Genomic DNA, 24,517 nt, shown 5'->3' on the forward strand with positions numbered 1-24,517 from the left:
CTTCTTAGATATTTAAGTATCTGAAATATTACCAGGAGCGCCCGACGCTAAACCTCACCAGCCCATCGATCCGGGCACGCCCTTGAACGGTCCGGCGACCCAGCTCGTCACCCACCCGCCGTAGAAGTTCCCGGGTTGTGGCGTGACCTTTTCACCGTTGACCGTGCAGCGGTCGACCTGTGCTGCCATCACCGCGACGGCTCCCGCGATTGCCTCGAAACCGGAAGTCGGAGTGAGATACGTCCACGCGGCCTGCGGCGCCACCGCCGACACCGTCACGAGGTCGAAGTAGCTGGCCCGACCCTTCCATTCGCACCACGACGACCCATCGGCGACACGCAGGCTGCCCTCGGTGAAGCTGTCCTGTGGCAGGTAATACGTCGGTGGATGGCTGGTCTCGAGCACGCGCCACGCCCGCGTTGTCGATGCGATGGTCTGACCCCCGAGTTCAACGGTTATCGAACCGGCGAACTCCTCCAGTCGCGGTGGACGGGGGTAATCCCACACCGACTCCTGACCGGGACGCGGCTTGTCGGGGACGGGCACGTCACCACTGTAGGCCGATGTCCGGTGCAGTATGAGATGGTGACCCCGCCGCTCGACGATCTGCTGGAGCGTCTGCACGTCGTGTCGCTGCCGATGCGGGTTCGGTTCCGCGGCATCACCGTTCGGGAGGTCGCGCTCATCGAAGGTCCGGTGGGCTGGGGTGAGTTCGGCGCCTTCCTCGAATACGGGCCGCCCGAGGCGGCGCATTGGCTGGCGTCGGCGATCGAAGCCGCCTACGACAACCCGCCCGCGACCCACCGGGACCGGATCCCCATCAACGCGACCGTGCCCGCCGTCGCCGCGGACCAGGTGCCCGAGGTGCTGCACCGGTTTCCCGGCGCGCGTACCGCGAAGGTGAAAGTGGCCGAGCCCGGCCAGTCGCTCGCCGACGACGTGGCACGCGTCAACGCCGTTCGCGCACTGATGCCGACGGTGCGGGTCGACGCCAACGGCGGCTGGAGCGTCGACGACGCCGCCGCCGCGATCGCCGCATTGACCGCCGACGGTCCCCTCGAATATGTGGAGCAGCCGTGCGCGACGGTGCCCGAGCTGGCTGCACTGCGGCGCAGGGTCGACGTGCCGATCGCCGCCGACGAAAGCATCCGCAAGGCCGACGATCCGCTACGCGTCGTCCGCGAGGGCGCCGCGGACGTGGCCGTACTCAAGGTCGCTCCGCTGGGTGGCGTCACCAGGATGCTCGAGATCGCCGCACAGATCGACATCCCGATCGTGGTGTCCAGCGCGCTGGACTCGGCGGTGGGCATCGGACGCGGGCTGCTGGCGGCCGCCGCACTGCCCGCTCTGCGGTATGCCTGTGGCCTGGGCACGGGCGGACTCTTCGTCGACGACATCGCCGAGCCTGCCGTACCCATCGACGGGTTCCTGCCTGTCGCAGCCGTGACACCGGATCCGGCGCGGCTGGCCGATTTGGCCGCTGCGTCCGAACGCCGACAGTGGTGGATCGACCGCATTCGGGCCTGCCACGCGCTGATGTCCTAATTTGTGGGGAGCACGGCCTAGACGCCACGCGGGTGCTCGCCAACACTGGATGCGTGCGATCGGTGGTAATCCTCGGCTTTCCGGGCGTCCAGGCTCTCGACCTGGTCGGCCCCTTCGATGTGTTCACCGGCGCCACCGTCTGCCTGGCCGCCGCGGGGCGCTCCGATGAGGGCTATTCCGTCAGCGTCGTGACCCGCGACGGCGAACCGGCCACAACGCTCACCGGCCTCGCGTTTGTCGCTGAGTCTCTACCCGACCCGCGTGAACCGATCGACACGCTGGTCCTGCCTGGTGGTGCCGGCGTGGACGACGCGCGGCGCGATCCCGACACCATCGGATGGATCCAGATCGCCGCCGAGCAGACGCGTCGCGTGGTCAGCGTCTGCACCGGGGCGTTCATCGCCGCCCAGACAGGTCTGATCGACGGCTGCGTGGCGACCACGCACTGGGCGTTCGCTCCGCAGATGGCGCGTGAATTCCCTGCCGTGACCGTCGACCCCGAACCGATCTTCGTGAAGAGTTCTGAGAAGGTCTGGACGGCGGCGGGCGTCACGGCCGGCATCGACCTCGCGCTATCGCTCGTCGAGGACGACTACGGCACCGACGTCGCGCAGACGGTGGCGCGCTGGCTGGTCATGTACCTCCGGCGACCGGGTGGTCAGACGCAGTTCGCCGCACCGGTGTGGATGCCGCGCGCCAAGCGGGCGCCGATCCGCGACGTGCAGGATGCCATCGAATCCGAACCCGGTGGTGCGCACAGCATTCCCGACCTCGCCCGCCGCGCGGCGATGAGCCCACGACACTTCACGCGCGTGTTCACCGATGAGGTGGGTGAGGCGCCGGGTGCCTATGTCGAGCGGATCCGCACCGAGGCCGCCCGCCGCCAGCTGGAGGAGACCGATGACACCGTCACGGTGATCGCCGCGCGCTGCGGGTTCGGGAGCGCCGAGACGCTGCGCCGCAATTTCGTTCGACGACTCGGCATTTCGCCCGACCTGTATCGAAAGACGTTCGCCTAACCAAAGGAGATGCTCCAAATGTCCCAGCAGATCGCGATCATGGTGTACCCCGGGTTCACCGCCCTGGACTTCATCGGCCCGTACGAGGTACTGCGGAATCTGCCGGACGCGGAGGTGCGGTTCGTTTGGCATGAGCCGGGACCGATCACCGCGGACTCGGGTGTGCTGCTCGTCGGCGCCACGCATTCCTTTGATGAGACCCCTTGTCCGGACATTGTTTTGGTGCCTGGCGGCGGAGGGACGTTCGAACACGCCCGTGACGAGAGGGTGCTCGACTGGGTGCGCAGGGTGCACGAGACGTCCACCTGGACGACGTCGGTGTGTTCGGGCTCGGTGATCCTCGCCGCAGCCGGCATCCTCGACGGCCGGCGCGCCACGTCGCACTGGATGTGCCTGCCGATGCTCAAGCCGTTCGGCGTCGAGGCCGTCGGTGACGAGCGCATCGTGCACGAGGGCAAGATCGCCACGGCGGCGGGGGTTTCGGCGGGGATCGACCTCGGGATCTGGCTGTTCGGTCAGATCTGCGGCGATGCCAAGGCCAAGGCGGTCCAGCTCGTGATCGAGTACGACCCCCAACCGCCGTACGACTCCGGTCACATGTCGAAGGCGTCGGCCGCGACCAAGGCGACCGCCTCGGCGCTGCTCACCATCGACACCGTCAAGGAGGGGCAGTTGGTGCCGACGGTGCAGCTGCTGTGGGACGCCGCGATCCGCCGCGTGCGATCGCGAAAGACCCGCAAACGCGACCGCGAGGCGATTTCGGCGTGACGAGTCTCGCTCAGCGTGACTAACCACGCCGAAATCGCAGGCGATACGGTCACAGGCGTGGGAATTCCCGAGGTTCCGCCCAATCCGCCGTCACCCATGATCAGGGCCGGCGCACGTTTCATGGCGACAGGTCCGGCGCAGGCGTTTCTGCGGCGGTACGGCTGGCGCATCGACCGCGCACTGATCAAGCTGACCAACGGCCACTTGTCGATGTCGATGTCGCTGCCGGAGGTGCTGCTCACGCACACCGGCGCGAAGTCCGGTCAGCAGCGCAGCACGCCGTTGACCTACTTCACCGACGGTGGCCGCGTGATCGTCATCGCGTCCAACTACGGCGACGTGCGTCATCCCGGCTGGTACCACAACGTCAAGGCGAATCCCCGCGTCACGCTCGCATCCCGCGGCTACCAAGGCGCGTTCCTCGGCGAGGAGATGGTCGGCGACGAACGCGACCGGCTGTTCGGGCTGGCCACGCAGTTCATGCCGAACTACGCGGGCTACCAGAAGACGACGAATGGACGCCGCATCCCGGTGGTGGCGTTCACCAAGGTCGACTAGCGATTTGTGTGCCTTCGAGCGCGCACAGCGCTCCTGAACGCGCACAAATCGCGCGGTCAAGTAGCGTCGGCGGCGTGAATTTGGCCTACGACGACCGCGGAAAAGGCGATCCGGTGCTGTTCATCGCCGGTAGAGGCGGTGCGGGCCGCACCTGGCACCTGCACCAGGTGCCGGAGTTCCAGCGGTCCGGGTACCGCTGCATCACTTTCGACAACCGCGGGATCGGCGCCACCGAGCAGGCCGGCGACTTCGGCATCGAGCAGATGGTCGCCGACACGGCCGCATTGATCGAGAAGCTGGACGCAGCGCCTGCGCGCATTGTGTCGGTGTCGATGGGCTCCTATATCGCCCAGGAGCTGATGCTCGCGCGCCCAGAACTGGTCCACTCGGCGGTGCTGATGGCCACGCGAGGCCGCGAGGACCGCACCCGCCAGTTCTTCCGCTCGGCCGAACGCGAGCTGGCTGACGCCGGCATCGAGCTGCCCGCCTCCTTCGACGCGAAACTCCGTCTGATAGAGAGCTTTTCGCCTAAGACACTCGACGACGACAACGCGGTACGCGACTGGATCGACATGTTCACCATGTGGCCCAACAAGTCGACGCCCGGCATGCGGGCGCAGCTCGATGTCGCCCCGAACGGGAACCGGCTGCCTGCTTACCGAAGTATTACGACGCCGGTGCTCGTCGTCGGGTTCAGCGATGACCTCGCGCTGCCGCCGCACCTCGGCCGTGAGGTCGCCGATGCGCTGCCGAAGGGTCGCTACCTGGAGTTCCCCGACGTCGGCCATCTCGGGTTCATCGAGAAGCCGCAGGAGATCAACGCCGCGGTGCTGAAATTCTTCGCCGATAGTCTGTAGTGGTGAACCCCTCGACTGCGCAGGCCCGCGTGGTTGTCGACGAGCTGATCCGCGGCGGCGTCCGTGACGTGGTGCTGTGCCCGGGTTCGCGAAACGCACCGCTGGCCTTTGCCCTGCAGGACGCCGATCGCGCCGGCCGGGTGCGGCTGCACGTGCGGATCGACGAGCGCACCGCCGGCTTCCTGGCGATCGGGCTAGCCGTCGCCGAGCGCGCACCCGTCTGCGTGGCGATGACGTCGGGCACCGCGGTGGCCAACCTCGGCCCCGCCGTGGTGGAGGCGAACTACGCACGCGTGCCGCTCATCGTGCTGAGTGCCAACCGCCCCTACGAGTTGCTCGGCACCGGTGCCAATCAGACCTTCGAGCAACTCGGGTACTTCGGCACTCAGATGCGCGCCAACGTCAGCCTCGGTCTGGCGGAGGATGCACCCGATCGGATGGACTCGCTGAACGCGCAGTGGCGCTCGGCGACCTGCCGAGTCTTGGCTGCCGCCACCGGATCTCGGTCGGCCAACGCGGGCCCCGTGCAATTCGACATCCCGCTGCGCGAACCGCTGATCCCGGGAGCGGAGGAGTCGGCGACGGGCTACGCGCCGGAGGGACGCCCCGACGGCAGGCCGTGGACGTACACGCCGCCTGTCGTTTTCGATCAGCCGCTCGACATCGACCTGACACCCGACACCGTCGTCATCGCCGGCCACGGCGCCGGTGTGCACCCCGACCTCGCCGCGCTCCCGACCGTCGCCGAGCCGACCGCACCACCTGCCGCCAATCCGCTGCATCCGTACGCCCTGCGACTGGTCCGTCCCAAGCAGGTCATCATGCTCGGCCGCCCGACGCTGCACAGACCGGTGTCGACGCTGCTGGCCGACGCGGCGGTCCCGGTGTTCGCCCTGACGACCGGCCCGCGCTGGCCCGACGTATCCGGGAACTCGGCGGCCACCGGTACCCGTGCGGTGACGAGCGGCACCCCGGATCCCGCCTGGTTGAAGCGCTGCGCCGAGGTCAACCAGCACGCTGTCGACGCGGTGCGCGCCCAGCTCGAGGCGCATCCGCTCAAGACCGGACTGCACGTCGCGGCCGCAGTGGCAGACGCGCTGCGTCCCGGTGACCAGTTGGTGCTCGGCGCATCCAACCCGGTGCGCGACGCGGCGCTGGTCGGCCTGAACACGCAGGGGCTGAAGGTGCGGTCCAACCGCGGCGTCGCGGGCATCGACGGCACGGTCTCGACGGCGATCGGCGCGGCGCTGGCCCACGATCGGGCGGGCGAGGGGAGCGGACCGCACCGGACCGTCGCCCTGATCGGCGACCTGACGTTCGTGCACGACAGCTCCGGACTGTTGATCGGCCCGACGGAGCCGACACCGCGCAATCTGACCATCGTGGTGTCCAACGACAACGGCGGCGGCATCTTCGAACTGCTCGAGCAGGGCGATCCGCGATTCTCCGATGTGTCGCAGCGGATCTTCGGTACACCGCACGATGTGGACGTCGGCGCACTATGTCGCGCGTATCACGTCGAGAGCCGCCAGATCGAGGTCGACGGCCTGGTGGATGCGCTGAACGAACCGTTCGACGGGATGCGGGTGCTGGAGGTGAAGGCCGATCGGTCGTCGCTGCGAGCGCTGCACGCATCGATCAAGGCTGCCCTGTGAACCGGGTAAAGGCGTTGTGGCGCAAGCTGGTTCCGCGCCTGATGCCCGACCCCGAGGAGACCCGGGCCCAACGACGGTTCCGGCGCTTTCGCATCGCCATCGTGCTCATCGCAAGTCTGGTGACATTGCAGTCGGTGCTCATGGTGATGGGCGCCTGGCGTGATGACCGTCAGATCGAGCGGCATATGGGTGTGGCCGCCGCCGAGGTGCTCAGCGCCGGGCCGCGACGGTCGACGATCGAGTTCGTCACGCCCGACCGTGTGACCTATCGTCCCGAGCTCGGTGTGCTGTACCCGTCCGAACTGGAGACGGGTATGCGCATCTACGTCGAATACGACACGAACAACCCGGATCTGGTGCGCGTCCAGGACCGCAACGCGTCTTTGGCGATCATCCCTGCGGGCTCCATCGCGGTGGTCGGCTGGCTGATCGCCGGGGCGGCGCTGGCGGGTCTGGCGTTCATCGAGCGCAGGCGCGCCAGAACAGACGTTTCGGCGCAAGCTGTCGCATAGACCGTCAGGTCTGCATCAGCTTCGTCAACCAGTCGTTGTCGAAGATGTCGATCTTCTCGTCCTTCTGAACGTCGTAAACCGTTGGCGTGCCGGTGTTCATCGAGTCGATCCCATACAGGTACCCGAAGTTGGACTCCTCCAGGTCCGCGACGTTGACCGCCGATCCGGCGCCGGCGATGCGCTCGGCGACCTTGTCGGGCATGCCCGCGGTCTTGGCCATGTCGGACATCTCGTCGTCGGTGGGGCCCTGGCCGCCCTTGGTGCGCTGCTGATGGCCGTACAGCTCCTGGACAAAGTGCTGGAACTGCGTTCCCGTCGCATCGCCCTCGGCGGCAAGGAACAGTGCGTTGGCTACATGCGCCGAGTAGCCGTCGGAGTCGGTGTCCAGGAACGTCAACGGCCGGTAGGTGATCTTCAGCGCGCCGACGCCGATGTAGTACGCGAACTGATCGCCGAAATCGGCCTGAAGTTCCGCGCAGTGCGAACACTGCGGCTCGGTGTATATCTCGATGTGTGTCGGCGCGTCGTCGAACCCTGCGACGATCCCGTAACCGTCTTTGCTCACCGTGAGCGGAGGTTGCGCGGGGTCCCGTTGAGCGGTGCCTTCCACCTTTGAGGAGCAACCGGCGACGGCCAGCATCACCGTGATGGCCAGCGCCAGCGCCGTCCGGGATATCCGCATGTCAACCGCCCTTCTCTGTGCGAACGATACTTGAAACCGGCCGTGCGCAGAATCGGTTCACCGGCACGAGCTGTTTGCATGACATATCCCTGTACGAAACCTTGTCGACAGCCGTCGATGGGACTCTCGAGTCGTGCGCGTTGCAATCGTCGCAGAATCCTTCCTCCCGAATGTCAACGGTGTCACCAACTCGGTGCTTCGGGTGATCGAGCATCTCCGCTGCACGGGTCATGAGGCCCTCGTCATCGCACCGGATACGCCGCGGGGTGAGCCACCGGCCGACAAGATTTACGAAGGTATCCGCGTTCACCGGGTGCCGTCGAGGATGTTTCCGAAGATCAACTCGCTTCCGCTCGGTGTGCCACGCCCGCGCATGGTCGGTGTCCTCCGCGGGTTTGCGCCGGACGTCGTGCACCTCGCGTCTCCGGCGCTGCTCGGCTACGGCGGGCTGCACGCCGCGCGCTACCTCGGTGTGCCGACGGTCGCGGTATTCCAAACTGACGTTGCGGGTTTCGCCGAAAGCTACGGCATGGGCTTTGCCGCCAGGACGGCGTGGGCATGGACGCGGCACCTGCACAGCAGGGCCGACCGGACGCTGGCGCCGTCCACCGCGGCGATGGAAAACCTGACGGCCCACCGGATCCCGCGGGTGCACAAGTGGGCGCGTGGAGTCGACATCACGGGCTTCGCACCGTCGGCGCGCGACGACGGCCTGCGCCACCTGTGGTCGCCCGAGGGTAAGCCGATCGTCGGGTTCGTCGGTCGTCTCGCACCGGAGAAGCACGTCGAGAGACTGGCGGTACTGTCGGCACGCAACGACCTCCAGGTGGTCGTCGTGGGCGACGGTGTCGACCGGCAGAAGCTCGAAACTCTTTTGCCCTCAGCGATTTTCGCCGGTGCGCTCTACGGCGAGGAGCTGGCCGCCGCGTACGCCAGCATGGACGTCTTCGTTCACCCCGGCGAACACGAGACCTTCTGTCAGGCCGTGCAGGAGGCGATGGCGTCGGGCCTTCCGGTGATCGCCCCGAACGCCGGTGGGCCGCGTGACCTCGTCGCGCCCTACCGCACGGGGCTGCTGCTGTCGGTCGACGAGTTCGAGGCCAGGCTGCCCGAGTCCGTCGAGCACCTGATCGCCGAACGGCAGCGTTACTCGCTGGCTGCGCGTCGTAGCGTGTTGAACCGAACGTGGCCGGCGATCTGCGACGAGCTGCTTGGCCACTACGATGAGGTCATCGGCATGCGGCGCCTCAAGGCTGCCTAGCCCTGCGCTTCGATCGAGACCGGCTGCCACTGCTCCCAGTTCTCGATTCGGCTTTGGTAGTCAGCCTTGGCCAGCTGCAGCGGCAACTCGCCGAAAAAGACTCGCAGCGGAGGCTTTTCGGCGTCGACGATCTTCAGAACCGCCGTCGCAGACGCCTGCGGGTCGCCCGGCGTCGAGACGCGTTGGCTGCGAAGCCGGTCCGCTTCCTCGTGCACCTCTTTGTAGTCGGGCAACGGGTCTGAGCGCTTCGACGACGAGCCCGCCCAGTCGGTCGAGAAGCCGCCGGGCTCGATCAGCGTCACATGGATACCGAACGGCGCGACCTCCTGCGCCAGCGCCTGCGAGAAGCCCTCCAGGGCCCACTTCGACGCGTGGTAGATGCCGACGTTCTGGAACGCGGTGATCCCGCCGATCGACGACACCTGGAGGATGTGCCCGCTGCGCTGAGCCCGCAGATAGGGCAGCGCCGCTTGGGTGATCCACAGGGCGCCGAACACGTTGGTCTCGATCTGGTCGCGTGCCTCCTGCTCGGTCAACTCCTCGATGAAGCCGAAGTGGCCGTAGCCGGCGTTGTTGACCACAATGTCGAGCCGTCCGAAGTGGTCATGCGCCTTCTTGACCGCGGCGAAGTCCGCGTCGTGGTCGGTCACGTCGAGTTGGATCGGCAATATCGCATCGCCGTATTTCTCTGTCAGATCGTCGAGCGTCGACGTGTTCCGTGCGGTCGCGGCCACTTTGTCGCCGCGCTCGAGGGCCGCAATGGCCCACTCTCGGCCGAACCCTCGCGATGTCCCGGTGATGAACCAAACTTTTTCGGTCACCTCCCCAGAATGCCCAGAACAGCGCCGCGCATTCCCGTTGCGAGCAAGTCCACAGGTAGCGTCGGTCCGGTGAGCCGCGCGACGCTGGACAAAGACCCCCACGAGGTGGCGTCGATGTTCGACGCCGTTGCGCGCCGCTACGACCTGACGAACACCGTGTTATCCCTCGGTCAGGACCGCTTCTGGCGGCGGGCGACGCGCCAGGCGCTGCGCATCGGACCCGGCGACAAGGTGCTCGACCTCGCGGCGGGCACCGCGGTGTCGACGGTGGAACTCGAGACGTCGGGTGCCTGGTGTGTGGCCGCGGACTTCTCTGTCGGCATGCTCGCCGCGGGCAGCGCCCGTAACGTGCCGAAGGTCGCTGCGGACGGGACCAAGCTGCCGTTCGACGACGGTGTCTTCGACGGAGTGACCATCAGCTTCGGGCTGCGCAATATCGTCGACCACGCCGCCGCTCTGCGTGAGATGGCCCGCGTGACCCGACCGGGCGGGCGGCTGGTGGTGTGCGAGTTCTCGACGCCGACGAACCGACTCTTCGCGACGGCCTACAAGGAGTATTTGATGCAGGCGCTGCCGCGGATGGCGAGCGCGGTGTCGTCGAATCCCGACGCCTACGTCTATCTCGCCGAATCGATCCGCGCATGGCCCGACCAACCCGACCTTGCGCGTCGCATTGCCGACGCGGGCTGGTCGGCTGTGCGGTGGCGCAACCTGTCGGGCGGGATCGTGGCGCTGCACGCCGCGACCAAACCATCGCGGTAAAGCGCGCGTACGCGACTACACACCGTTGTACGGTCGCGCCATGGCCTACGGACGTCACGCTGACCCGGAATCGACACTCGGTGCCGACCCCCGCTCGGACCCGCGAATGGTCAAGGCGCTCGCCGAATTCGGGCTCGACGGCCGACAGCCGCCGATACCGCTGAGCGTCGACGCCCCGCTGGAGGAGCGCGTGGCCTTCGCCACGATGAGCGAGGATGGCATGGGCGCGGTCTTCGACGTCTTCACGCAGTCCACCGCAGAGGTCACCGGGGTCACCACGACGACCACGACGATCACCGGTGTGGACGGCAACGACATCACCCTCTACATCAGCCGTCCTGACGACACCACCGGACCGCTGCCGGGTGTGGTGCATTTACACGGTGGCGGGATGGCGATCAGCACGGCCGCCGACGTCGGATACATGAAATTGCGCGAATCACTCGCCGCGACAGGGGTTGTCGTCGTCGGCGTGGAATTCCGCAACTCCGGAGGCAAGCTGGGACCGCACCCGTTTCCTGCGGGACTCAACGATTGCGCGGCGGGTGTCCGATGGGCTTTCGCCAACCGCGACGAGCTCGGCATCACGCACCTGATCGTCAACGGTGAGTCCGGCGGCGGGAACCTCACGCTCACCGTCTCGCACAAGGCAAAAAAAGAAGGCTGGCTGGACGAAGTCGCGGGCTTCTACGCACAGTGCCCGTACATCTCGAACCGCTGGCTCGAAGACTGCGAGGATCTGCCGTCGCTCACCGAGAACGACGAGTACTTCGTCACGTGCCAGCAACTGGCATTGCTCGGTTCGCTCTACGACCCCACCAACAGTCATTCCGACGACGCGACCTGCTGGGCGGCGGTGGCCTCCGACGAAGAGCTCGCGGGTATGCCGCCGCACGTCATCTCGGTCAACGAACTCGATCCGCTGCGTGATGAGGGCTTGCAGTACTACCGCCGGCTCGTCCGTGCCGGTGTGCCCACGGTGGGCCGGATGGTCGCGGGCACCTGCCACGGCGGCGACCTGCTGCTGGCGCATGTGATGCCGGAGGTTTTCGACGCCAGCATCCGTGACGTCAGCGGGTTCGCGAAGTCGCTCGCCTAACCGACGGCGACGGGGTTGTTGCCGACACCCGGCAGGACCACTTCGCCCATGCCCTGCTGTGGCGGCGTGCGCTGCTGATCGCGGACCGTGTCGCATTGGCCGATATACGTGACTTCTTCACACGGACCCATGGGTGCGGCGCTCGCAACGGCGGCCGATCCCAGCGCGGCAGCGGCAATCGCCATCGCCGCCAATGCTGATCGAACTGTCAGCTTGTGCATCGTGGATTCCTTCCGCCGATGCTTCCTGGAACGCCCGTGCACTCCAGAGTAATCCCGCTGGATGATTGAGAACAGGTCGTCTAGCAGGGCTTACATTTAGTTCGGCTTCGCAAATCTCCCGGCTTTCAACGGTTTTCACCGCCACGCTTTCGCCACACCGCGGCCGTCTGCTCACCGACGACCGGGCTGTGCGTCTGTTGAAAGTTGCGTCCTCCACGCCCGAAAGTCGCGAGCACTGCGGCAGGTACGTCAGGTTCGAGCACCGGCTCGGCGACCCAGCGGCACGGGCGGACGTGGACGAGATCGACGGGGGCACCGTCGTCGTCGCGGCGCAGCGGGCCATCGATGCGGCCGAGCCAGTAGAGGCCGTCGGCGTCGCGGGTCCACACAAAGGATCCGTCGGCCACGTCGGCGAACCGGGCGATCCGACGGTCCAGTCGCTCGCCGGGCTCGGCGTCGCCGAAGCCGACGAGCCCCATCGCCAGCGCGCGGTCGATTGTCGGCTGGAGGTCGATGTCGTCGCGGCGGGACCGCATCGGAGCGCGGTACACATCGGGCACGCGCGATATTCTGCACTCGAAATGGCTACGTTCAAGCGATATCTGATGTTTCAGGCGATGATGTTCGTCTTCGGCATCGTCGGCCCGATCTTTCTGATCATGTTCTTCGTGGCGCAGCCCGACCCTGCCCTCCGATGGGCGTACTGGTGGGGTCTGTTCATCACCACCGGTGACGTCCTCATCGCGTTGTGGCTCGCCGCCGGGTCGGCGCCGGACGCCAAGGGGCCGAAGGCCGTTCCTGCAAAGGGCGGCCGTGGGCGCGCGAGCGACCCGTCGAGCACGTCGAGCAGCTTCGACCCGTTTTCGTCGACGAGCCTGACCTTCTTCTCCAACGACACACCGTCGAGCGACTACACACCGTCGAGCGACTACTCATCGTCGAGCGACTACTCATCGTCGAATGACTACTCGTCAAATGACTCGGGATCGTCGTCGAGCGATTTCGGCTCGTCGTCGAGTGACTCGGGATCGTCCTCGTCGTCTGACTAGGTGAACGGCGGCCGTTCGTCGATGCGGCGCGAAGCCGTCCCCGCCCGCCGCCACAGCCGCGCGACCCAGTCCGCGTCCTCGTCGGTGACGAAGTTGCCCATGACGCGCACCGCAATCGTCATCAGGAACGACGAGCGCATCGCCAGCGGCCCTGTCGCGGGCAGGAACCGGGGGATCGTGAGCAGCAGCCCCAGGCGTCGCGCCACGGAGAATCCCTGCGCGTAATGCTCCGAGAGCACCGCAGGCCACGCCGCCGTCAGATCCCCGGTGCCCAGCAGGTCGGCGGCCAGCCGCCCGGTCTCCAACCCGTAGTCGATGCCCTCGCCGTTGAGCGGGTTCACGCAGGCCGCGGCATCGCCGATGAGCATCCAGTTGGGCCCGGCGACCCCGGATACGGCGCCGCCCATGGGCAACAACGCCGAGAGACCCGCGCGCGGCTGCCCGGTGAAGCCCCATTCCTCGCGGCGCAGGTCGGTGTAATACGACATCAGCGGCCGCAGCGCCGCATCGGCGGGCCGCTTCGACGTCGCCAGCGCGCCGACACCGATGTTCACCTCGCCGTTGCCCAGCGGGAAGATCCAGCCGTAGCCGGGCAGCACCTCACGCTCGGGCGAGCGCAGCTCCAGGTGCGACGTGATCCACGGCTCGCTGGCTCGCGGCGTTTCGATGTATCCGCGGATCGCCACGCCGTACACCGTCTGCTTGTGCCACTCACGCCCGAGGACCCGGCCGAGTGTGGACCGTGCACCGTCGGCCACGATGAGCTCGCCGCAGCCGATCTCGGCACCCGAGTCCAACGTCAGCGATGAAACCCGACCGGTCGAATCATGCTGCACATCAACGGCTTTCGCGCCGAGCAGCATCTTGGCGCCTTCGTCGGCGGCCACCATGCGGATGCGCTCGTCGAGCTCGGTGCGGGGGACAGCGCTGGATGTCGCAGGGAACGACGGACCCGGCCATTCGATCTCTACGTCGGCGCCGAACCCCGACATGCGCAGCCCGCGGTGCCGCACGCGGCCATCCAGCCACGAACCGAGCCCAAGATGCTCCATCTCCTGGACTGCCCGTGGGGTCAGCCCGTCGCCGCACGCCTTGTCGCGGGGGAACTGGGCCGAGTCGACCACCAGGACGTCCCGTCCGGCGCGGCACGCCCACGCCGCGGCGGCCGAACCGGCGGGTCCGGCCCCGACTACGACCACGTCGGCTCGCATGTCCATAGGTCCCAGTATGTTGGCAGGGTGAGGACGCCCGCGAGTGTGGTGGCAGGGGTTGATTTCGGAGACCCCGCGTTTGCGCAGGAAGTTCGCGAGGCGGTGGCCCGCATCGAAGATCTGATGGCCACTGAGCTGGGCAAAGCCGATGAGCTGATGGCCGACGCGGTTCAGCACCTGTTCCAGGCCGGTGGCAAGCGCTTCCGCCCGCTGTTCACCGTGCTGGCGGCGCGGCTGGGCCCCGAACCCGACGCATGGCAGGTCGACGTCGCCGGTGCCGTCATCGAGCTGGTGCACCTGGCGACGCTGTACCACGACGATGTGATGGACGAGGCCCAAGTGCGTCGCGGTGCGCCGAGCGCGAACGCACGGTGGAGCAACAACATTGCGATCCTGGCCGGCGACTACCTGTTCGCGACGGCGTCGCGGCTGGTCTCCCGGCTGGGCCCCGAGGCGGTCCGCATCATCGCCGACACCTTCGCCCAGCTCGTCACGGGCCAGATGCGCGAAACCCGGGGCGCGGCCGACCACGTCGACTCCGTCGAGCACTACCTCAAGGTGGTGTACGAGAAGACCGCCTGCCTGATCGCGGCCTCGGGTCGGTTCGGTGCGACGTTCTCCGGCGCCGACGAAGAGCAGATCGAGCGGCTCAGCCGCCTCGGCGGCATCGTCGGCACGGCATTCCAGATCTCCGACGACATCATCGACATCGACAGCGATCCAGACGAATCCGGCAAGTTACCGGGCACCGATCTGCGCGAGGGCGTGCATACGCTGCCGGTGCTGTACGCGCTGCGGGATACGGGTCCCGACGCCGACCGCCTGCGTCAGCTGCTGGCCGGGCCCATCGAGGACGACGACGATCTGGCCGAGGCGCTGCGCCTGTTGCGGGCCTCGCAGGGCATGGTGCGGGCCAAGGAGACGGTCGCCGAATACGCCGCGCAGGCACGTGAGGAGCTGGCGAATCTGCCCGAGGGTCCCGGCCGCCAGGCACTGGCGACGCTGGCGGACTACACGGCAAATCGCCACGGCTAGGGCGGCGGAACTTGCAGAGCCGGGGTAGGCGTTAGACCAGCATGACTTGGCATCCGCACGCAAACACGGCCAAGACGTTTCTGCTGCTCGCGGGCTTTTCTGCGCTGATCGTGTTCGTCGGCGCTTTGTTCGGGCGCAACATCATGTATCTGGCCGTCCTGTTCGCCGTCGGCATGAACGTCTACGTGTACTTCAACAGCGACAAGCTGGCATTGAAGGCGATGCACGCGCAGCCGGTGAACGAGATGCAGGCGCCGATGATGTACAAGATCGTGCGCGAACTGGCGACTACGGCGCGCCAGCCGATGCCCCGGCTCTACATCAGCGACACGGCTGCTCCGAATGCCTTCGCGACGGGACGCAACCCGCGCAACGCGGCGGTGTGCTGCACGACGGGCATCCTGGGGATCCTCAACGAACGGGAACTGCGCGCGGTGCTCGGCCACGAGCTCAGCCACGTGTACAACCGCGACATTCTCATCTCGTGCGTGGCAGGCGCCATGGCGTCGGTGGTGACGGCGCTGGCCCTCGTCGCACAGTTCGCGGGCATGTTCGGCGGCAGCCGCGAGGGTGGCTCCAATCCCTTTGCGATGCTTCTGGTTGCGCTTCTCGGCCCGATCGCCGCAACGGTGATCAAGCTGGCCGTCTCGCGGTCGCGTGAGTACCAGGCCGACCAGTCGGGCGCGGAGTTGACGGGCGATCCGCTGGCGTTGGCGAGCGCACTGCGCAAGATCAGTTCAGGGGTGCAGCAGGCTCCGCTGCCGCCGGAGCCGCAGCTGGCCGATCAGGCGCACCTGATGATCGCCAACCCGTTCCGGTCGGGGGAGAAGATCGGCAAGCTCTTCTCGACGCACCCGCCGATGGAAGAGCGCATCGCGCGCCTGGAGGCGATGGCCGGCCGCGGGCCCGACCGCTACTAGACGGGTAACGCCGCTGCTCTGACCGGCGATGCAAAGGGCATGCTGCGAGTCACAACCGCACCGCTTAGGGTGTGGACCGTGCTGAACAGAATGGCCATCGGTGTCGTCGGGTCTGCGGCGGCTGCCCTGATCGGGCTGCCGGGCATCGCCATGGCTCAGCCGCCGTCACCGCCACCTCCTCCGCCGCCACCCAACGTGAACGCGTACGCGCCGGTGAAGTTGTCGGAGTACGCCGTGATGGACAACCAGTGGTACGCCTTCAAGACGCCCGACGGTCTGACCTGCGTGATGCAGCGCAACGGCGGATACGGCTGCAGCGGGCCGATCCCCGCAGCGCCGGAGGGTGCGAACCTCGTCAGCGGCGGGCCCGGCGTTCCGTCGTTCGCCGCGTCGGCCGGCGATGTCTTCGCCAGTGTGAACGCCAGGCCGCTGCCTGCGGGTTCGCGGATGAGCTATCAGACGGTCAGCTGCGGCAGCGACGGGTCGGTGACGACCTGTTCGGACAGCCGCAACCAGTCCGGATTCGTTCTCAGCCCCGCGGGGAGCTTCATCATCAACGCGGCAGGCAACCCGCTGTTGGACCGGCCTGAGGGCACCAACCCGTTCATGAACTGAGCGCTCAGAACCCCGAGCCGTACACCTCGTGGCCGGGCTTCTCGGCGGCCAGCCCACGGTAGGCGTCCTCGACCGTCGCGCCGTGGTTGATGACGGCGTCGACCTCACGCGCGATCGGCATCGAGATGCCGTACTCGTTGGCGAATTCCATGATCACACTCGCGGCCTTGACGCCTTCGGCGACCTGGTTCATCGACGAGATGATCTCGTCGATCGTCTTGCCGGAACCCAACTGCTCGCCGACGTGACGGTTGCGGCTGCGCTGCGAAGTGCACGTGACGATCAGATCGCCCATGCCGGCCAGGCCTGCGAACGTGTCGCGGTGCCCGCCCATCGCCTCACCGAGCTTGGACATTTCGCGCAGCGCACGGGCGATCACCATCGCGCGGGTGTTCTCGCCGATGCCGAGCGAGTAGCCCATTCCGACAGCGATCGCATACACATTCTTCAGCGCACCCGCCATCTCCACCCCGACGACGTCATCGGTGGTGTAGGTCCGAAACCTCTTGGTACGGAACAGATCCGCCAGGTTGGCTGCCAGATGTTGATCGGGCATCGCGAGCACAGCGGCGGCGGCATATCCGTCGGCAACTTCGCGTGCGATGTTCGGTCCGGCCAGGATGCCCGCCGGATGACCCGGCAGCACCTCGTCAACGATCTGACTCATCCGGTAGTTGGTGCCCTGCTCGAGACCCTTCACCAGCGACACCACCGGCACCCAGGGCCGTAGTTCCTTGGCCAGCTGTTCGAGGACTCCGCGGAACCCGTGCGACGGCACGCCCATGACGATGACGTCGGCGCAGTCAGCGGCCTCGGAGAAGTCGGTGGTGGCCTGCAGAGTGGGCGACAGTACGACCTCGTCACCGAGGTACCTGCTGTTGCGGTGCTTCTCGTTGATGTCGTTGGCCGTCTCATCGGAGCGCACCCATTGCAGCGTCGGTCCGCGTCGGGCGCAGATGGATGCCACGGTGGTGCCCCAGGAGCCTCCACCGAGGACGACGACTTTAGGTTCGCGCTGTACAGGTGCCATGCCGATCAGGGTATGACTGACGGCGGCGGTTGCACCGGCAGTTGAGCAACTGCGGCTGGTCGGGCGGTTGGCGGCCAACCATTCCGGGTAGGTGTCCGACTACCAAGCCGGCACCGTCGCACGGCTCGCGTATCACGACCGAGAGGCGCATCATCAGCACCATGAAGCGAGACGTGGGCGCACAGCTCGAAGTCTCGATCATCGAGCCGACCGAACTGGAGTTCCAGATCGCTGTCGCGCCCCATGCGAATGCCGAAGTGACGGAGTCGTTGTCCTTCGTCCTCGACGGAAAACCCTTGCAGGCCTTGGAGATCAGCGGAACGCATGGGAACCGCATCCACAAACTGGACGTCGAGGGCGGGCTGCTGAGGGTCGACTACGCGGCGACCATCATCGGGCGAACGGGCCCGCCTCCGGTGACGGAGTACGACAAGTCCATGTACCTTCGCCCGAGCCGCTACGCGGAGGCCGACAAGTTCTTCGGCTTCGCGGCGACGGAGTTCGGTAGGTACGTCGATTCGACGACGCTGCTGGAAAAGGTGTCCTCCTGGGTCGGTACCCGGCTGAATTACGTGCCGGGATCCAGCGACCCGATCGATGGCGCGGCGGATACGTTGCTCGCCGGCGCAGGGGTCTGTCGCGACTTCGCCCACCTGGTGGTGGCGCTGCTGCGGGCCGTCTTCGTGCCGGCCCGCGTCGTCTCGGTGTATGCGCCGGGGCTGTATCCGATGGACTTCCACGCGGTCGCCGAGGCGTTCGTCGAGGGACAGTGGCGGGTCGTGGACGCCACCCTCCTGGCGCCGCGGCAGACGCTGGTGCGCATCGCCACCGGGCGCGACGCCGCTGACACCGCGTTCCTGGACAACCACAAGGGCGGGATCAACCTGAACTGGATGAACGTGACCGCCGTCGTGGACGGCGACCTGCCCTCGGACTCGATCGACGGGCTGGTGTCGATCGGCTAGCGGTAGTTGACGAACTGTAGGGCGACCTCCAGGTCGGCGCCCTTCAGCAGTGCCTGGACAGCCTGCAGATCATCACGCTTCTTCGAGGAGACGCGGATCTCCTCGCCCTGGATCTGGGCCTTGACGCCCTTTGGGCCGTCGTCGCGGATGATCTTGGTGATCTTCTTGGCGTCCTCGCTGCTGATGCCCTGCTTGATCTGACCGCTGACCTTGTAGATCTTGCCCGAAGCCTGCGGCTCGCCTGCGTCGAAGGCCTTCATGGAGATGTCGCGGCGGATCAGCTTCTCCTTGAACACGTCGATCGCGGCCTTGACCCGCTCCTCGGTCGAGGACGTGATGACGACGGTCTCCTCGCCCTGCCAGGCGATGGAGGTTTCGGTGCCGCGGAAGTCGTAGCGGGTGGACAGCTCCTTGGCCGCCTGGTTCAGCGCGTTGTCCGCCTCTTGCCGGTCGACCTTGCTGACCACGTCGAACGATGAATCCGCCATTGGACTGGGCCCTCCTCGTTATGTCTGGTGCGTTTTCGTCTTAGCACCATCCTCGTTGTACCCTGCTATTCGCACCAAACCGGTACCCGGGTGGTGCAGCACCCCGGCAGGTTGCCCGAGCGGCCAATGGGAGCGGACTGTAAATCCGTCGGCTAACGCCTACACAGGTTCGAATCCTGTACCTGCCACGCATGTCAGGCCCCCTTTCGAGGGGGCCTGATTGCGTTTACTCACAACTCGCGTGGACTCTGTGCCGCCGTCAGGATGAAAGGGCGCGGACGTCTGAAACGTGAACGCCTTCGATGCCATGCCCAAAGCCATGCCGAAATCAACGCCACCGGAGTGGGCATAGAAGTTTCCCTCACGGTCGGCCTCTTGCGGGCGCTCCCCGCGATCGAGTCACAGTCGACCGCAAGTCGCGAGCCGCCGCGTGACTTAACTCCTAGTCAGGTCCAGCGTGCCAGCCTGGATGGTGGGGCGCTCCTCCGTGCCGCCCGTAACGTTGTGTCCCGTCGTGTATTCGAGAACTCCTGCGGGGAGCTCGAATTCGAGGAGTGGCAAAGGATAGGTAACACTCGGGCGCCCAGTGGTTGTTGCTCTGCCCCCTTCGCATTTCCATCATTGGTGGCAAGCCGGCGTGGCCTCACCGTCATTCCACATCGGTGAAGAGCTTCCACGGTTGCGTGCCGAGGAGGCCCGCAAGGTGCCCCTGCATCTCGACGCCGGCCGGCAGCGGGCGCCACCATATGGTCACCTCGGCAATCTTGCCGTCCGCGTCGAGCAGGAAACGGTCCATTCCGTTGACAACGGTGTCTCCGATCTGCAGCCGGAAGTGCGCGGCGTGGTGCGTCTCGCCGCTGAGCACTTCCTCATAGGTGAGGTCGGTCGCTACCGCGCCGACGATGCTGATGGCATTGAGAACTGCCTCGCGGCCGGTGACTGGCTCGTCGCCGAGCGGACCGTACAGCACCACCTCCTCGGCGAGGATGCCGGAAAGCGCGTCTTTGTCTGCGCCACCGCGCATGCAGTTGACGAAGGATTCGACCGTGTCGCGGTGCTGGGCGAACGTGGTCATGGTTACTCCTGTTGTCCTTCTCGCCCATTGGGTGTGAGAGATGCGTTCACTCAGATCACCGTGGTGCCGCCGTCGACCACCAGCTCCATGCCATTGACGTAACTCGAGTCCTCCGAGGCGAGGAACAACGCGGCCGACGCGATCTCCTCAGGGCGGCCCATCTCTCGCCGCGGGATCACCGACTCGAAATTCGCTTTCATCTCCTCGTCCATCACCTCTTCGAGCATCGGTGAGGCGACCTGGCCCGGAGTCAACACGTTCACGCGGATCTTCCTGTCCCTCAACTCCGACACCCACACCCGTGCGTAGGCGGGCAGCACGGCCTTGCTTCCCGCGTACACACTCCAATTCGGGTAGCCCCGCAGCGAAGCGTTCGACCCGGTCATGAAGATCGAGCCGCCATCGTTGAACAGCGGCAACGCCTTCTGAACCGTGAACAGCGTGCCGCGCGCGTTCAACCAGAAGGCGTCGTGGAAGTCCTCCTCGGTGATCTCACCGAGCCGGCCCTGCTTGCCCACCCCCGCGCTCGCCCATAACACGTCGATCGCGCCCTTTTCCTGCTTGACCGTGTGGAACAAGCGGTCCAGATCGTCGAGGTCGGCCGAATCGCCCTGCACAGCAGTGACGTTCCGGCCGATCTGTTCGACGGCCTGGTCCAGTGCGTCCTTCCGTCGGCCCGAGATGAAGACGTGAGCGCCTTCGTCAACGAACAACTTGGCGCCGGCCAGCGCCATCCCACTCGTCGCGCCGGTGACCACCGCGACCTTGCCGTCGAGCTTCCCCATGATCAACTCCGTTCTGTGCGAAGGTGCCGATGTTATGTACACCGAGCAGAGTGCTTAACGTAATGGACGACGAGACGGAGCGCAAGCTATGTACACCGATCTGTACCCAACTGAGCTAACCTAGTTCTATGACGGAGTTAGGGAAGGGGCCGCGAGGCCTGCGCCGCGGCAGGGGCGCGCGAGAACGCATCCTCGGCGCTTCCCGACAACTGTTCCGCGATAAAGGCATTAACAGCACCGGCCTCGACCAGCTCTGCGCGGTGGCCAAGGTGTCCAAGCGCACGTTCTACCAGCACTTCACCGGCAAAGACGAGCTGATCGCCGAACACCTACGCCGATTCGATCCCGACATTTTGCCCGACGTATTCGACCGCACTGACCTCACGCCGCGCGAACGACTCCTCGCCGCGTTCGACATTCACGCGCCGCTGTGCCCGTTCATCGCGGCGGCCGTGGAAATCCACGATCCGGGCCACCCGGCACGCGTACACGCCCGCGACTACAAGAAAGCCTTCGCCGCGCGGCTCACCGAAACGGCCCGCGAGGCCGGTGCCACCAACCCGGAACAGCTAGGCGAACAGCTGGCGCTGCTGCTCGATGGCGCCTCGGCACGCAGCCGAGTCCTCGACGCCGAAGCCTCCGCTGCCGCCATCGCAGTCGTCCTCATCGACAAGGCCATTCCTAGTGGGCCTGCGCCGCACGCCGGATGCAGCGGCGAGCTCAGTCAACGTTGACGCTGAGGGTCCCGCGCCAGGTTGTTCGGCTCGAGTGAATCCTGTTATGCGCCAATAGGTACGGCGACTTCGATATCCGCAGTCAATCAGTACCGGTCGCGTGTGTGTGCACCGCCGTTGCAGGTTAGGAAGGCTCGTGTTCGGCGGGCGAGTCGCCGTCCGCGGCCAGGTGATGCAGGACTCGTTCGTTCAAGCTGGCCAACATGTCGAGCTCAGCCGGGGTGAACAGGTCGATGAAGTATCGGCGGACGTCCTCCACGTGTCCGGGGGCCGCCGTCTCGATTGCGGCGAGGCCGGCCGGTAGCAGGCAGACCATAGTGCTTCGGGCGTCGTCGGGGTTGGGCTCGCGGCTGATAAACCCGTCGTTCTGCATGCGCCGCAGATGGTGGGAGAGGCGGCTCTTCTCCCAGTTCAGCGCGTTGCAGAGGGCGTGTGCGGGCATGCGGTCTGTGTCGAGGGCCGAGAGCACCGCCAGGACCTCGTAGTCAGCCCCCGACAGGCCGGACTCCTGCAAGCGTCGATTCAGCTGGACTTCGATCTGTTGATGCGCGTGTATGAAGGCCGCCCAGGCGCGGTCTTCACGAGCGTTCAGCCAGTTCGGTGCCATCGGCCATCATGTTACTCGATTTGGTTGACGCATCACCAATTCGAAGGCTATGGTTGATGCGTCAACCAAATCAACAGTCAACGAAGTAGGAATCTCATGAGCAGCAGCATCAGCGTCATCGGCACCGGGACCATGGCCGGCGCCTTCGCCGCACGGGCGCTCGCAGGCGGCAACACGGTTGAGCTCGTCGGCCGCGACCAGGCCAAGGTCAATGCGCTGGCCGAATCGCTCGGCGGTGCCAGTGCCGGAGCGGTCGGCGCCGCCCCGGCCGGCGACATCGTCATACTCGCCGTGCCGTACGCCAGCGCGGTAGCGGTGGTTGGCGAGTACGGGGATGCCTTGCGCGGCAAGGTCATCGTCGATGTCACCAACCCCGTCAACTCCGATATGACGGGCTTCGTCACCCCCGATGACAGTTCCGCCGCGCAGGAGATCGCCAAGGCCGCCCCCGTGGGCGCGCACGTCGTCAAGGCGTTCAACACCGTGTTCGCCAATGTGCTGGCGGCCGGCTCCTCCGCGGACGTGTTCATCGCCGGCGACGACACGCGGGCGAAGGTCGACGTGTCGGCGTTCATCGAGAGCCTGGGACTGCGTCCGATGGACGCGGGGCCGCTGCCGATGGCGCGGGCGCTGGAGAACGCGGGCCTGCTGGAGATCAGCCTCGCGAACCATTTCCTCAATCACACCAACTTCGCCCTGGGCGTCAACGTTCTCAGTTGAGCGACACGGCACCGAAAAGGACTGTCACATGCGCGTTTTCGTCACTGGCGGGACCGGCCATTCCGGTTCGCACATCATTCCCGAGCTCATCGCCGCCGGGCACGAGGTCACCGGGCTGGCCCGGTCGGACGCCTCCGCAGCGGCCCTGTCCGCGCTGGGCGCGACGGTGCGTCGCGGTGACCTCGAGGATCTCGACGGGCTCAGGGAGGCGGCCGCGGAGTCCGACGGTGTCATCCACGTGGCCCACAGGCAGGACCTGCTTCCCTCCGGCGGGATGGACGCCGTGGCCGCCGCGGAGCTCCCGATCATGCTGGCCTACGGAGAGGCACTGCAGGGGACAGGGAAGCCGCTGGTCGCGGCGGGCAGCATCGGCGGCCCCGGGCAGGGCCTGGGCCGGCCGGCCACCGAGGAGGACCCGGCCCTTCGCAGCGGCGATGAGTACAAGGGCACCCTGCGGGCGCGCAATGTCGTGGAAATCACGGCCGTCGGCCTCGCCGAGCGAGGGGTGCGGTCCTCGATCGTGCGGCTTCCGCTCATCGCGCACGACACGACCGATACTGCCGGCTTCCTCCCGCAGCTGATCGCTCTCGCGAAGGACAAGGGCTTCGCCGGATACCCGGGAGACGGCGCGAACGCTTGGAGCGCCGTGCACATCCGCGATGTCGCCGCCCTGTTCCGCTTGGCGCTGGAGAAGGGTCCGGCCGGCAGATACTGGCACGCGGTCCAGGACGAGGGCATCTCGTTCCGCGAGATCGCCGAGGCCATCGGCAGCCGTCTCGACTTGCCCGTCGTGAGCGTTCCCGTGGACGAACTGATGGTGCCGGGGTACTTCGGGGCCCTCGCGAGCCTTGTCACGAAAAACTACCCGGCCGCCAACCTCATCACCCGTCAGACCCTGGGCTGGGAACCCACTCAGCCCACGCTGATGGCCGACCTGGACAACGGTCACTACTTCGCCGCCAGCTGACGGCCTCGGCGCACCAACAACATTCGTACGTTAAGAGGAGTAACCATGACCACGCTCGCACCGCACCGCGCCACGTTAGAGTTCTTCGTCGACTGCATCAACGGTGGCCCACATCACGACACACTCGCCCGTCTTCTCGCCGAGGATGTAGTGCTGTACGGCCCGTTCGGAGATGAGCCAGTCACCGGCCGCGAGGCCGTAGTGCAAGCCATGCTGACCGCTAACGGTCTGTCGTCCGACGACACCTACATGGAAGTTCTCAGCGGCGACACCCACCACGCCGCACACTTTCGGCTAGAAGTCGGAGACGCTGCGGTCAACGGCATATTCTTCGTCCGGCTCGATGCGGACGGCAAGATTGCCGAGGCTTCTATCTTCTACCGCACGCTGCCGTCCGGCGTCGCGCTGCAGCGCAACCTTGCCGGTGCAATAGGAATGCGGCCCTGGGAATTGCGGACGAACGAGGAATAGCACGAAGGACGTTCGCTGAGTGATTCGATCGACACCGCGAGCATCCTCACCCGGGCCACCGGCGCACGGCCGCACGTGCACTGAA

The 24,517-nt window shown here is 66.5% G+C and carries 30 protein-coding genes and 1 tRNA gene; 20 read left to right on the top strand and 11 right to left on the bottom strand.

Annotation, left to right across the window (positions count from 1 at the left end):
* Positions 1 to 54: 54 nt before the first annotated feature.
* Positions 55 to 546 carry a DUF427 domain-containing protein gene (locus AB4Z42_RS01770; protein WP_442007399.1) on the bottom strand — a complete coding sequence of 164 codons (492 nt, stop codon included), beginning with the start codon at positions 544 to 546 and terminating at the stop codon, positions 55 to 57.
* A 36-nt stretch (positions 547 to 582) separates the two neighbouring features.
* On the opposite strand from AB4Z42_RS01770, the gene AB4Z42_RS01775 reads away from it, so the two are divergent.
* The 7 genes from AB4Z42_RS01775 to AB4Z42_RS01805 all read left to right on the top strand — a co-directional run bounded on the left by AB4Z42_RS01775 (position 583) and on the right by AB4Z42_RS01805 (position 6,914).
* Positions 583 to 1,545 (top strand): o-succinylbenzoate synthase, encoded by a 963-nt coding sequence (locus tag AB4Z42_RS01775; RefSeq protein ID WP_442007400.1) that lies wholly within the window; start codon positions 583 to 585, stop codon positions 1,543 to 1,545.
* A 62-nt stretch (positions 1,546 to 1,607) separates the two neighbouring features.
* Entirely contained in the window at positions 1,608 to 2,564 is a 957-nt protein-coding gene (locus AB4Z42_RS01780; RefSeq protein ID WP_442008085.1) for a GlxA family transcriptional regulator, read from the top strand.
* A gap of 18 nt (positions 2,565 to 2,582) precedes the next feature.
* Positions 2,583 to 3,332: a DJ-1/PfpI family protein gene (locus AB4Z42_RS01785; RefSeq protein WP_442007401.1), complete on the top strand. Its 750-nt coding sequence runs from the start codon at positions 2,583 to 2,585 to the stop codon at positions 3,330 to 3,332.
* A 57-nt stretch (positions 3,333 to 3,389) separates the two neighbouring features.
* Positions 3,390 to 3,890 (top strand): nitroreductase family deazaflavin-dependent oxidoreductase, encoded by a 501-nt coding sequence (locus AB4Z42_RS01790; protein WP_442007402.1) that lies wholly within the window; start codon positions 3,390 to 3,392, stop codon positions 3,888 to 3,890.
* A 74-nt stretch (positions 3,891 to 3,964) separates the two neighbouring features.
* A complete protein-coding gene (locus tag AB4Z42_RS01795) occupies positions 3,965 to 4,747 on the top strand; it encodes an alpha/beta fold hydrolase (RefSeq protein WP_442007403.1) in 783 nt (260 codons plus the stop codon).
* A gap of 2 nt (positions 4,748 to 4,749) precedes the next feature.
* Complete coding sequence (gene menD, locus AB4Z42_RS01800; protein WP_442007404.1) at positions 4,750 to 6,402, top strand: 2-succinyl-5-enolpyruvyl-6-hydroxy-3-cyclohexene-1-carboxylic-acid synthase; 1,653 nt, start codon at positions 4,750 to 4,752, stop codon at positions 6,400 to 6,402.
* A gap of 41 nt (positions 6,403 to 6,443) precedes the next feature.
* Positions 6,444 to 6,914, top strand: a complete 471-nt coding sequence (locus AB4Z42_RS01805) for a DUF3592 domain-containing protein (RefSeq protein ID WP_442008086.1) — start codon at positions 6,444 to 6,446, stop codon at positions 6,912 to 6,914.
* A 4-nt stretch (positions 6,915 to 6,918) separates the two neighbouring features.
* Here AB4Z42_RS01805 and AB4Z42_RS01810 read toward each other — a convergent pair whose 3' ends face one another.
* Entirely contained in the window at positions 6,919 to 7,596 is a 678-nt protein-coding gene (locus AB4Z42_RS01810) for a DsbA family protein (protein ID WP_442007405.1), read from the bottom strand.
* Between the two features lie 133 nt (positions 7,597 to 7,729).
* Between AB4Z42_RS01810 and AB4Z42_RS01815 the strand changes: the two genes are divergently transcribed.
* Entirely contained in the window at positions 7,730 to 8,857 is a 1,128-nt protein-coding gene (locus tag AB4Z42_RS01815) for a glycosyltransferase family 4 protein (RefSeq protein ID WP_442007406.1), read from the top strand.
* On the opposite strand, the gene AB4Z42_RS01820 is transcribed toward AB4Z42_RS01815, so the two are convergent.
* Positions 8,854 to 9,678, bottom strand: a complete 825-nt coding sequence (locus tag AB4Z42_RS01820; protein WP_442007407.1) for an SDR family oxidoreductase — start codon at positions 9,676 to 9,678, stop codon at positions 8,854 to 8,856. The genes AB4Z42_RS01815 and AB4Z42_RS01820 overlap by 4 nt on opposite strands.
* Positions 9,679 to 9,747: 69 nt before the next feature.
* Between AB4Z42_RS01820 and AB4Z42_RS01825 the strand changes: the two genes are divergently transcribed.
* Together AB4Z42_RS01825 and AB4Z42_RS01830 are read left to right on the top strand one after the other, a co-directional pair.
* A complete protein-coding gene (locus AB4Z42_RS01825; RefSeq protein WP_442007408.1) occupies positions 9,748 to 10,440 on the top strand; it encodes a demethylmenaquinone methyltransferase in 693 nt (230 codons plus the stop codon).
* Positions 10,441 to 10,480: 40 nt separating this feature from the next.
* Complete coding sequence (locus AB4Z42_RS01830; RefSeq protein ID WP_442007409.1) at positions 10,481 to 11,539, top strand: alpha/beta hydrolase; 1,059 nt, start codon at positions 10,481 to 10,483, stop codon at positions 11,537 to 11,539.
* Here the strand turns inward: AB4Z42_RS01830 and AB4Z42_RS01835 are convergent.
* The gene (locus AB4Z42_RS01835; RefSeq protein ID WP_442007410.1) at positions 11,536 to 11,760 is read right to left on the bottom strand and encodes a hypothetical protein; all 225 of its coding nucleotides are present in this window, start codon (positions 11,758 to 11,760) and stop codon (positions 11,536 to 11,538) included. The genes AB4Z42_RS01830 and AB4Z42_RS01835 overlap by 4 nt on opposite strands.
* 125 nt (positions 11,761 to 11,885) lie before the next feature.
* Positions 11,886 to 12,320: a GAF domain-containing protein gene (locus AB4Z42_RS01840; protein WP_442007411.1), complete on the bottom strand. Its 435-nt coding sequence runs from the start codon at positions 12,318 to 12,320 to the stop codon at positions 11,886 to 11,888.
* Positions 12,321 to 12,341: 21 nt separating this feature from the next.
* Here AB4Z42_RS01840 and AB4Z42_RS01845 point away from each other — a divergent pair, with 21 nt between their 5' ends.
* Positions 12,342 to 12,809: a hypothetical protein gene (locus AB4Z42_RS01845; RefSeq protein ID WP_442007412.1), complete on the top strand. Its 468-nt coding sequence runs from the start codon at positions 12,342 to 12,344 to the stop codon at positions 12,807 to 12,809.
* Here the strand turns inward: AB4Z42_RS01845 and menJ are convergent.
* Positions 12,806 to 14,026 carry a menaquinone reductase gene (gene menJ / locus AB4Z42_RS01850; RefSeq protein ID WP_442007413.1) on the bottom strand — a complete coding sequence of 407 codons (1,221 nt, stop codon included), beginning with the start codon at positions 14,024 to 14,026 and terminating at the stop codon, positions 12,806 to 12,808. The two genes, AB4Z42_RS01845 and menJ, sit on opposite strands and share 4 nt — an antisense overlap.
* Before the next feature lie 21 nt (positions 14,027 to 14,047).
* Between menJ and grcC1 the strand changes: the two genes are divergently transcribed.
* The 3 genes from grcC1 (at position 14,048) to AB4Z42_RS01865 (ending at position 16,590) form a co-directional block, all read left to right on the top strand.
* Positions 14,048 to 15,055, top strand: coding sequence for a nonaprenyl/(2E,6E)-farnesyl/geranylgeranyl diphosphat synthase (gene grcC1, locus AB4Z42_RS01855; protein ID WP_442007414.1), 1,008 nt, complete (start codon positions 14,048 to 14,050; stop codon positions 15,053 to 15,055).
* 41 nt (positions 15,056 to 15,096) lie between these two features.
* Entirely contained in the window at positions 15,097 to 15,975 is an 879-nt protein-coding gene (gene htpX, locus AB4Z42_RS01860; RefSeq protein WP_442007415.1) for a zinc metalloprotease HtpX, read from the top strand.
* A 90-nt stretch (positions 15,976 to 16,065) separates the two neighbouring features.
* Positions 16,066 to 16,590, top strand: coding sequence for a hypothetical protein (locus AB4Z42_RS01865; RefSeq protein WP_442008087.1), 525 nt, complete (start codon positions 16,066 to 16,068; stop codon positions 16,588 to 16,590).
* 4 nt (positions 16,591 to 16,594) lie between these two features.
* On the opposite strand, the gene AB4Z42_RS01870 is transcribed toward AB4Z42_RS01865, so the two are convergent.
* A complete protein-coding gene (locus tag AB4Z42_RS01870) occupies positions 16,595 to 17,620 on the bottom strand; it encodes an NAD(P)H-dependent glycerol-3-phosphate dehydrogenase (RefSeq protein ID WP_442007416.1) in 1,026 nt (341 codons plus the stop codon).
* A 161-nt stretch (positions 17,621 to 17,781) separates the two neighbouring features.
* On the opposite strand from AB4Z42_RS01870, the gene AB4Z42_RS01875 reads away from it, so the two are divergent.
* Positions 17,782 to 18,585 (top strand): transglutaminase-like domain-containing protein, encoded by an 804-nt coding sequence (locus tag AB4Z42_RS01875; RefSeq protein WP_442007417.1) that lies wholly within the window; start codon positions 17,782 to 17,784, stop codon positions 18,583 to 18,585.
* On the opposite strand, the gene AB4Z42_RS01880 is transcribed toward AB4Z42_RS01875, so the two are convergent.
* Entirely contained in the window at positions 18,582 to 19,073 is a 492-nt protein-coding gene (locus tag AB4Z42_RS01880) for a YajQ family cyclic di-GMP-binding protein (RefSeq protein ID WP_442007418.1), read from the bottom strand. The two genes, AB4Z42_RS01875 and AB4Z42_RS01880, sit on opposite strands and share 4 nt — an antisense overlap.
* A 105-nt stretch (positions 19,074 to 19,178) precedes the next feature.
* On the opposite strand from AB4Z42_RS01880, the gene AB4Z42_RS01885 reads away from it, so the two are divergent.
* A tRNA-Tyr gene (locus AB4Z42_RS01885) sits at positions 19,179 to 19,261 on the top strand.
* A gap of 461 nt (positions 19,262 to 19,722) precedes the next feature.
* Here AB4Z42_RS01885 and AB4Z42_RS01890 read toward each other — a convergent pair.
* On the bottom strand, positions 19,723 to 20,148 hold the full coding sequence (locus AB4Z42_RS01890; protein WP_442007419.1) for a nuclear transport factor 2 family protein: 426 nt from the start codon (positions 20,146 to 20,148) through the stop codon (positions 19,723 to 19,725).
* A gap of 50 nt (positions 20,149 to 20,198) precedes the next feature.
* A complete protein-coding gene (locus tag AB4Z42_RS01895) occupies positions 20,199 to 20,933 on the bottom strand; it encodes an SDR family NAD(P)-dependent oxidoreductase (protein ID WP_442007420.1) in 735 nt (244 codons plus the stop codon).
* Between the two features lie 128 nt (positions 20,934 to 21,061).
* On the opposite strand from AB4Z42_RS01895, the gene AB4Z42_RS01900 reads away from it, so the two are divergent.
* Positions 21,062 to 21,667 carry a TetR/AcrR family transcriptional regulator gene (locus tag AB4Z42_RS01900; RefSeq protein WP_442007421.1) on the top strand — a complete coding sequence of 202 codons (606 nt, stop codon included), beginning with the start codon at positions 21,062 to 21,064 and terminating at the stop codon, positions 21,665 to 21,667.
* Between the two features lie 124 nt (positions 21,668 to 21,791).
* Here AB4Z42_RS01900 and AB4Z42_RS01905 read toward each other — a convergent pair whose 3' ends face one another.
* On the bottom strand, positions 21,792 to 22,274 hold the full coding sequence (locus AB4Z42_RS01905) for a MarR family winged helix-turn-helix transcriptional regulator (protein ID WP_442007422.1): 483 nt from the start codon (positions 22,272 to 22,274) through the stop codon (positions 21,792 to 21,794).
* A gap of 69 nt (positions 22,275 to 22,343) precedes the next feature.
* Between AB4Z42_RS01905 and AB4Z42_RS01910 the strand changes: the two genes are divergently transcribed.
* The 3 genes from AB4Z42_RS01910 to AB4Z42_RS01920 are packed head-to-tail and all read left to right on the top strand — an operon-like array spanning position 22,344 to position 24,432.
* A complete protein-coding gene (locus AB4Z42_RS01910) occupies positions 22,344 to 22,994 on the top strand; it encodes an NADPH-dependent F420 reductase (RefSeq protein ID WP_442008088.1) in 651 nt (216 codons plus the stop codon).
* Between the two features lie 28 nt (positions 22,995 to 23,022).
* Positions 23,023 to 23,961 carry an SDR family oxidoreductase gene (locus AB4Z42_RS01915; protein WP_442007423.1) on the top strand — a complete coding sequence of 313 codons (939 nt, stop codon included), beginning with the start codon at positions 23,023 to 23,025 and terminating at the stop codon, positions 23,959 to 23,961.
* A gap of 45 nt (positions 23,962 to 24,006) precedes the next feature.
* Positions 24,007 to 24,432, top strand: a complete 426-nt coding sequence (locus tag AB4Z42_RS01920) for a nuclear transport factor 2 family protein (RefSeq protein WP_442007424.1) — start codon at positions 24,007 to 24,009, stop codon at positions 24,430 to 24,432.
* The last annotated feature ends 85 nt before the right edge of the window (positions 24,433 to 24,517 follow it).

It is taken from the genome of Mycobacterium sp. 2YAF39, from assembly GCF_052114565.1.
Taxonomy (GTDB): Bacteria; Actinomycetota; Actinomycetes; order Mycobacteriales; family Mycobacteriaceae; genus Mycobacterium.

Excerpts from the sequence above, each read along its gene's own strand:
- AB4Z42_RS01900 (WP_442007421.1), top strand. The coding sequence starts at position 21,062 with ATGACGGAGTTAGGGAAGGGGCCGCGAGGCCTGCGCCGCGGCAGGGGC.
- AB4Z42_RS01880 (WP_442007418.1), bottom strand. The coding sequence starts at position 19,073 with ATGGCGGATTCATCGTTCGACGTGGTCAGCAAGGTCGACCGGCAAGAG.
- AB4Z42_RS01920 (WP_442007424.1), top strand. The coding sequence starts at position 24,007 with ATGACCACGCTCGCACCGCACCGCGCCACGTTAGAGTTCTTCGTCGAC.
- AB4Z42_RS01835 (WP_442007410.1), bottom strand. The coding sequence starts at position 11,760 with ATGCACAAGCTGACAGTTCGATCAGCATTGGCGGCGATGGCGATTGCC.
- AB4Z42_RS01895 (WP_442007420.1), bottom strand. The coding sequence starts at position 20,933 with ATGGGGAAGCTCGACGGCAAGGTCGCGGTGGTCACCGGCGCGACGAGT.
- AB4Z42_RS01775 (WP_442007400.1), top strand. The coding sequence starts at position 583 with ATGGTGACCCCGCCGCTCGACGATCTGCTGGAGCGTCTGCACGTCGTG.
- AB4Z42_RS01785 (WP_442007401.1), top strand. The coding sequence starts at position 2,583 with ATGTCCCAGCAGATCGCGATCATGGTGTACCCCGGGTTCACCGCCCTG.
- AB4Z42_RS01830 (WP_442007409.1), top strand. The coding sequence starts at position 10,481 with ATGGCCTACGGACGTCACGCTGACCCGGAATCGACACTCGGTGCCGAC.
- AB4Z42_RS01870 (WP_442007416.1), bottom strand. The coding sequence starts at position 17,620 with ATGGCACCTGTACAGCGCGAACCTAAAGTCGTCGTCCTCGGTGGAGGC.
- AB4Z42_RS01890 (WP_442007419.1), bottom strand. The coding sequence starts at position 20,148 with ATGACCACGTTCGCCCAGCACCGCGACACGGTCGAATCCTTCGTCAAC.
- AB4Z42_RS01845 (WP_442007412.1), top strand. The coding sequence starts at position 12,342 with ATGGCTACGTTCAAGCGATATCTGATGTTTCAGGCGATGATGTTCGTC.
- AB4Z42_RS01805 (WP_442008086.1), top strand. The coding sequence starts at position 6,444 with ATGCCCGACCCCGAGGAGACCCGGGCCCAACGACGGTTCCGGCGCTTT.
- AB4Z42_RS01865 (WP_442008087.1), top strand. The coding sequence starts at position 16,066 with ATGGCCATCGGTGTCGTCGGGTCTGCGGCGGCTGCCCTGATCGGGCTG.
- AB4Z42_RS01905 (WP_442007422.1), bottom strand. The coding sequence starts at position 22,274 with ATGGCACCGAACTGGCTGAACGCTCGTGAAGACCGCGCCTGGGCGGCC.
- AB4Z42_RS01875 (WP_442007417.1), top strand. The coding sequence starts at position 17,782 with ATGAAGCGAGACGTGGGCGCACAGCTCGAAGTCTCGATCATCGAGCCG.
- AB4Z42_RS01915 (WP_442007423.1), top strand. The coding sequence starts at position 23,023 with ATGCGCGTTTTCGTCACTGGCGGGACCGGCCATTCCGGTTCGCACATC.
- menJ (WP_442007413.1), bottom strand. The coding sequence starts at position 14,026 with ATGGACATGCGAGCCGACGTGGTCGTAGTCGGGGCCGGACCCGCCGGT.
- htpX (WP_442007415.1), top strand. The coding sequence starts at position 15,097 with ATGACTTGGCATCCGCACGCAAACACGGCCAAGACGTTTCTGCTGCTC.
- AB4Z42_RS01810 (WP_442007405.1), bottom strand. The coding sequence starts at position 7,596 with ATGCGGATATCCCGGACGGCGCTGGCGCTGGCCATCACGGTGATGCTG.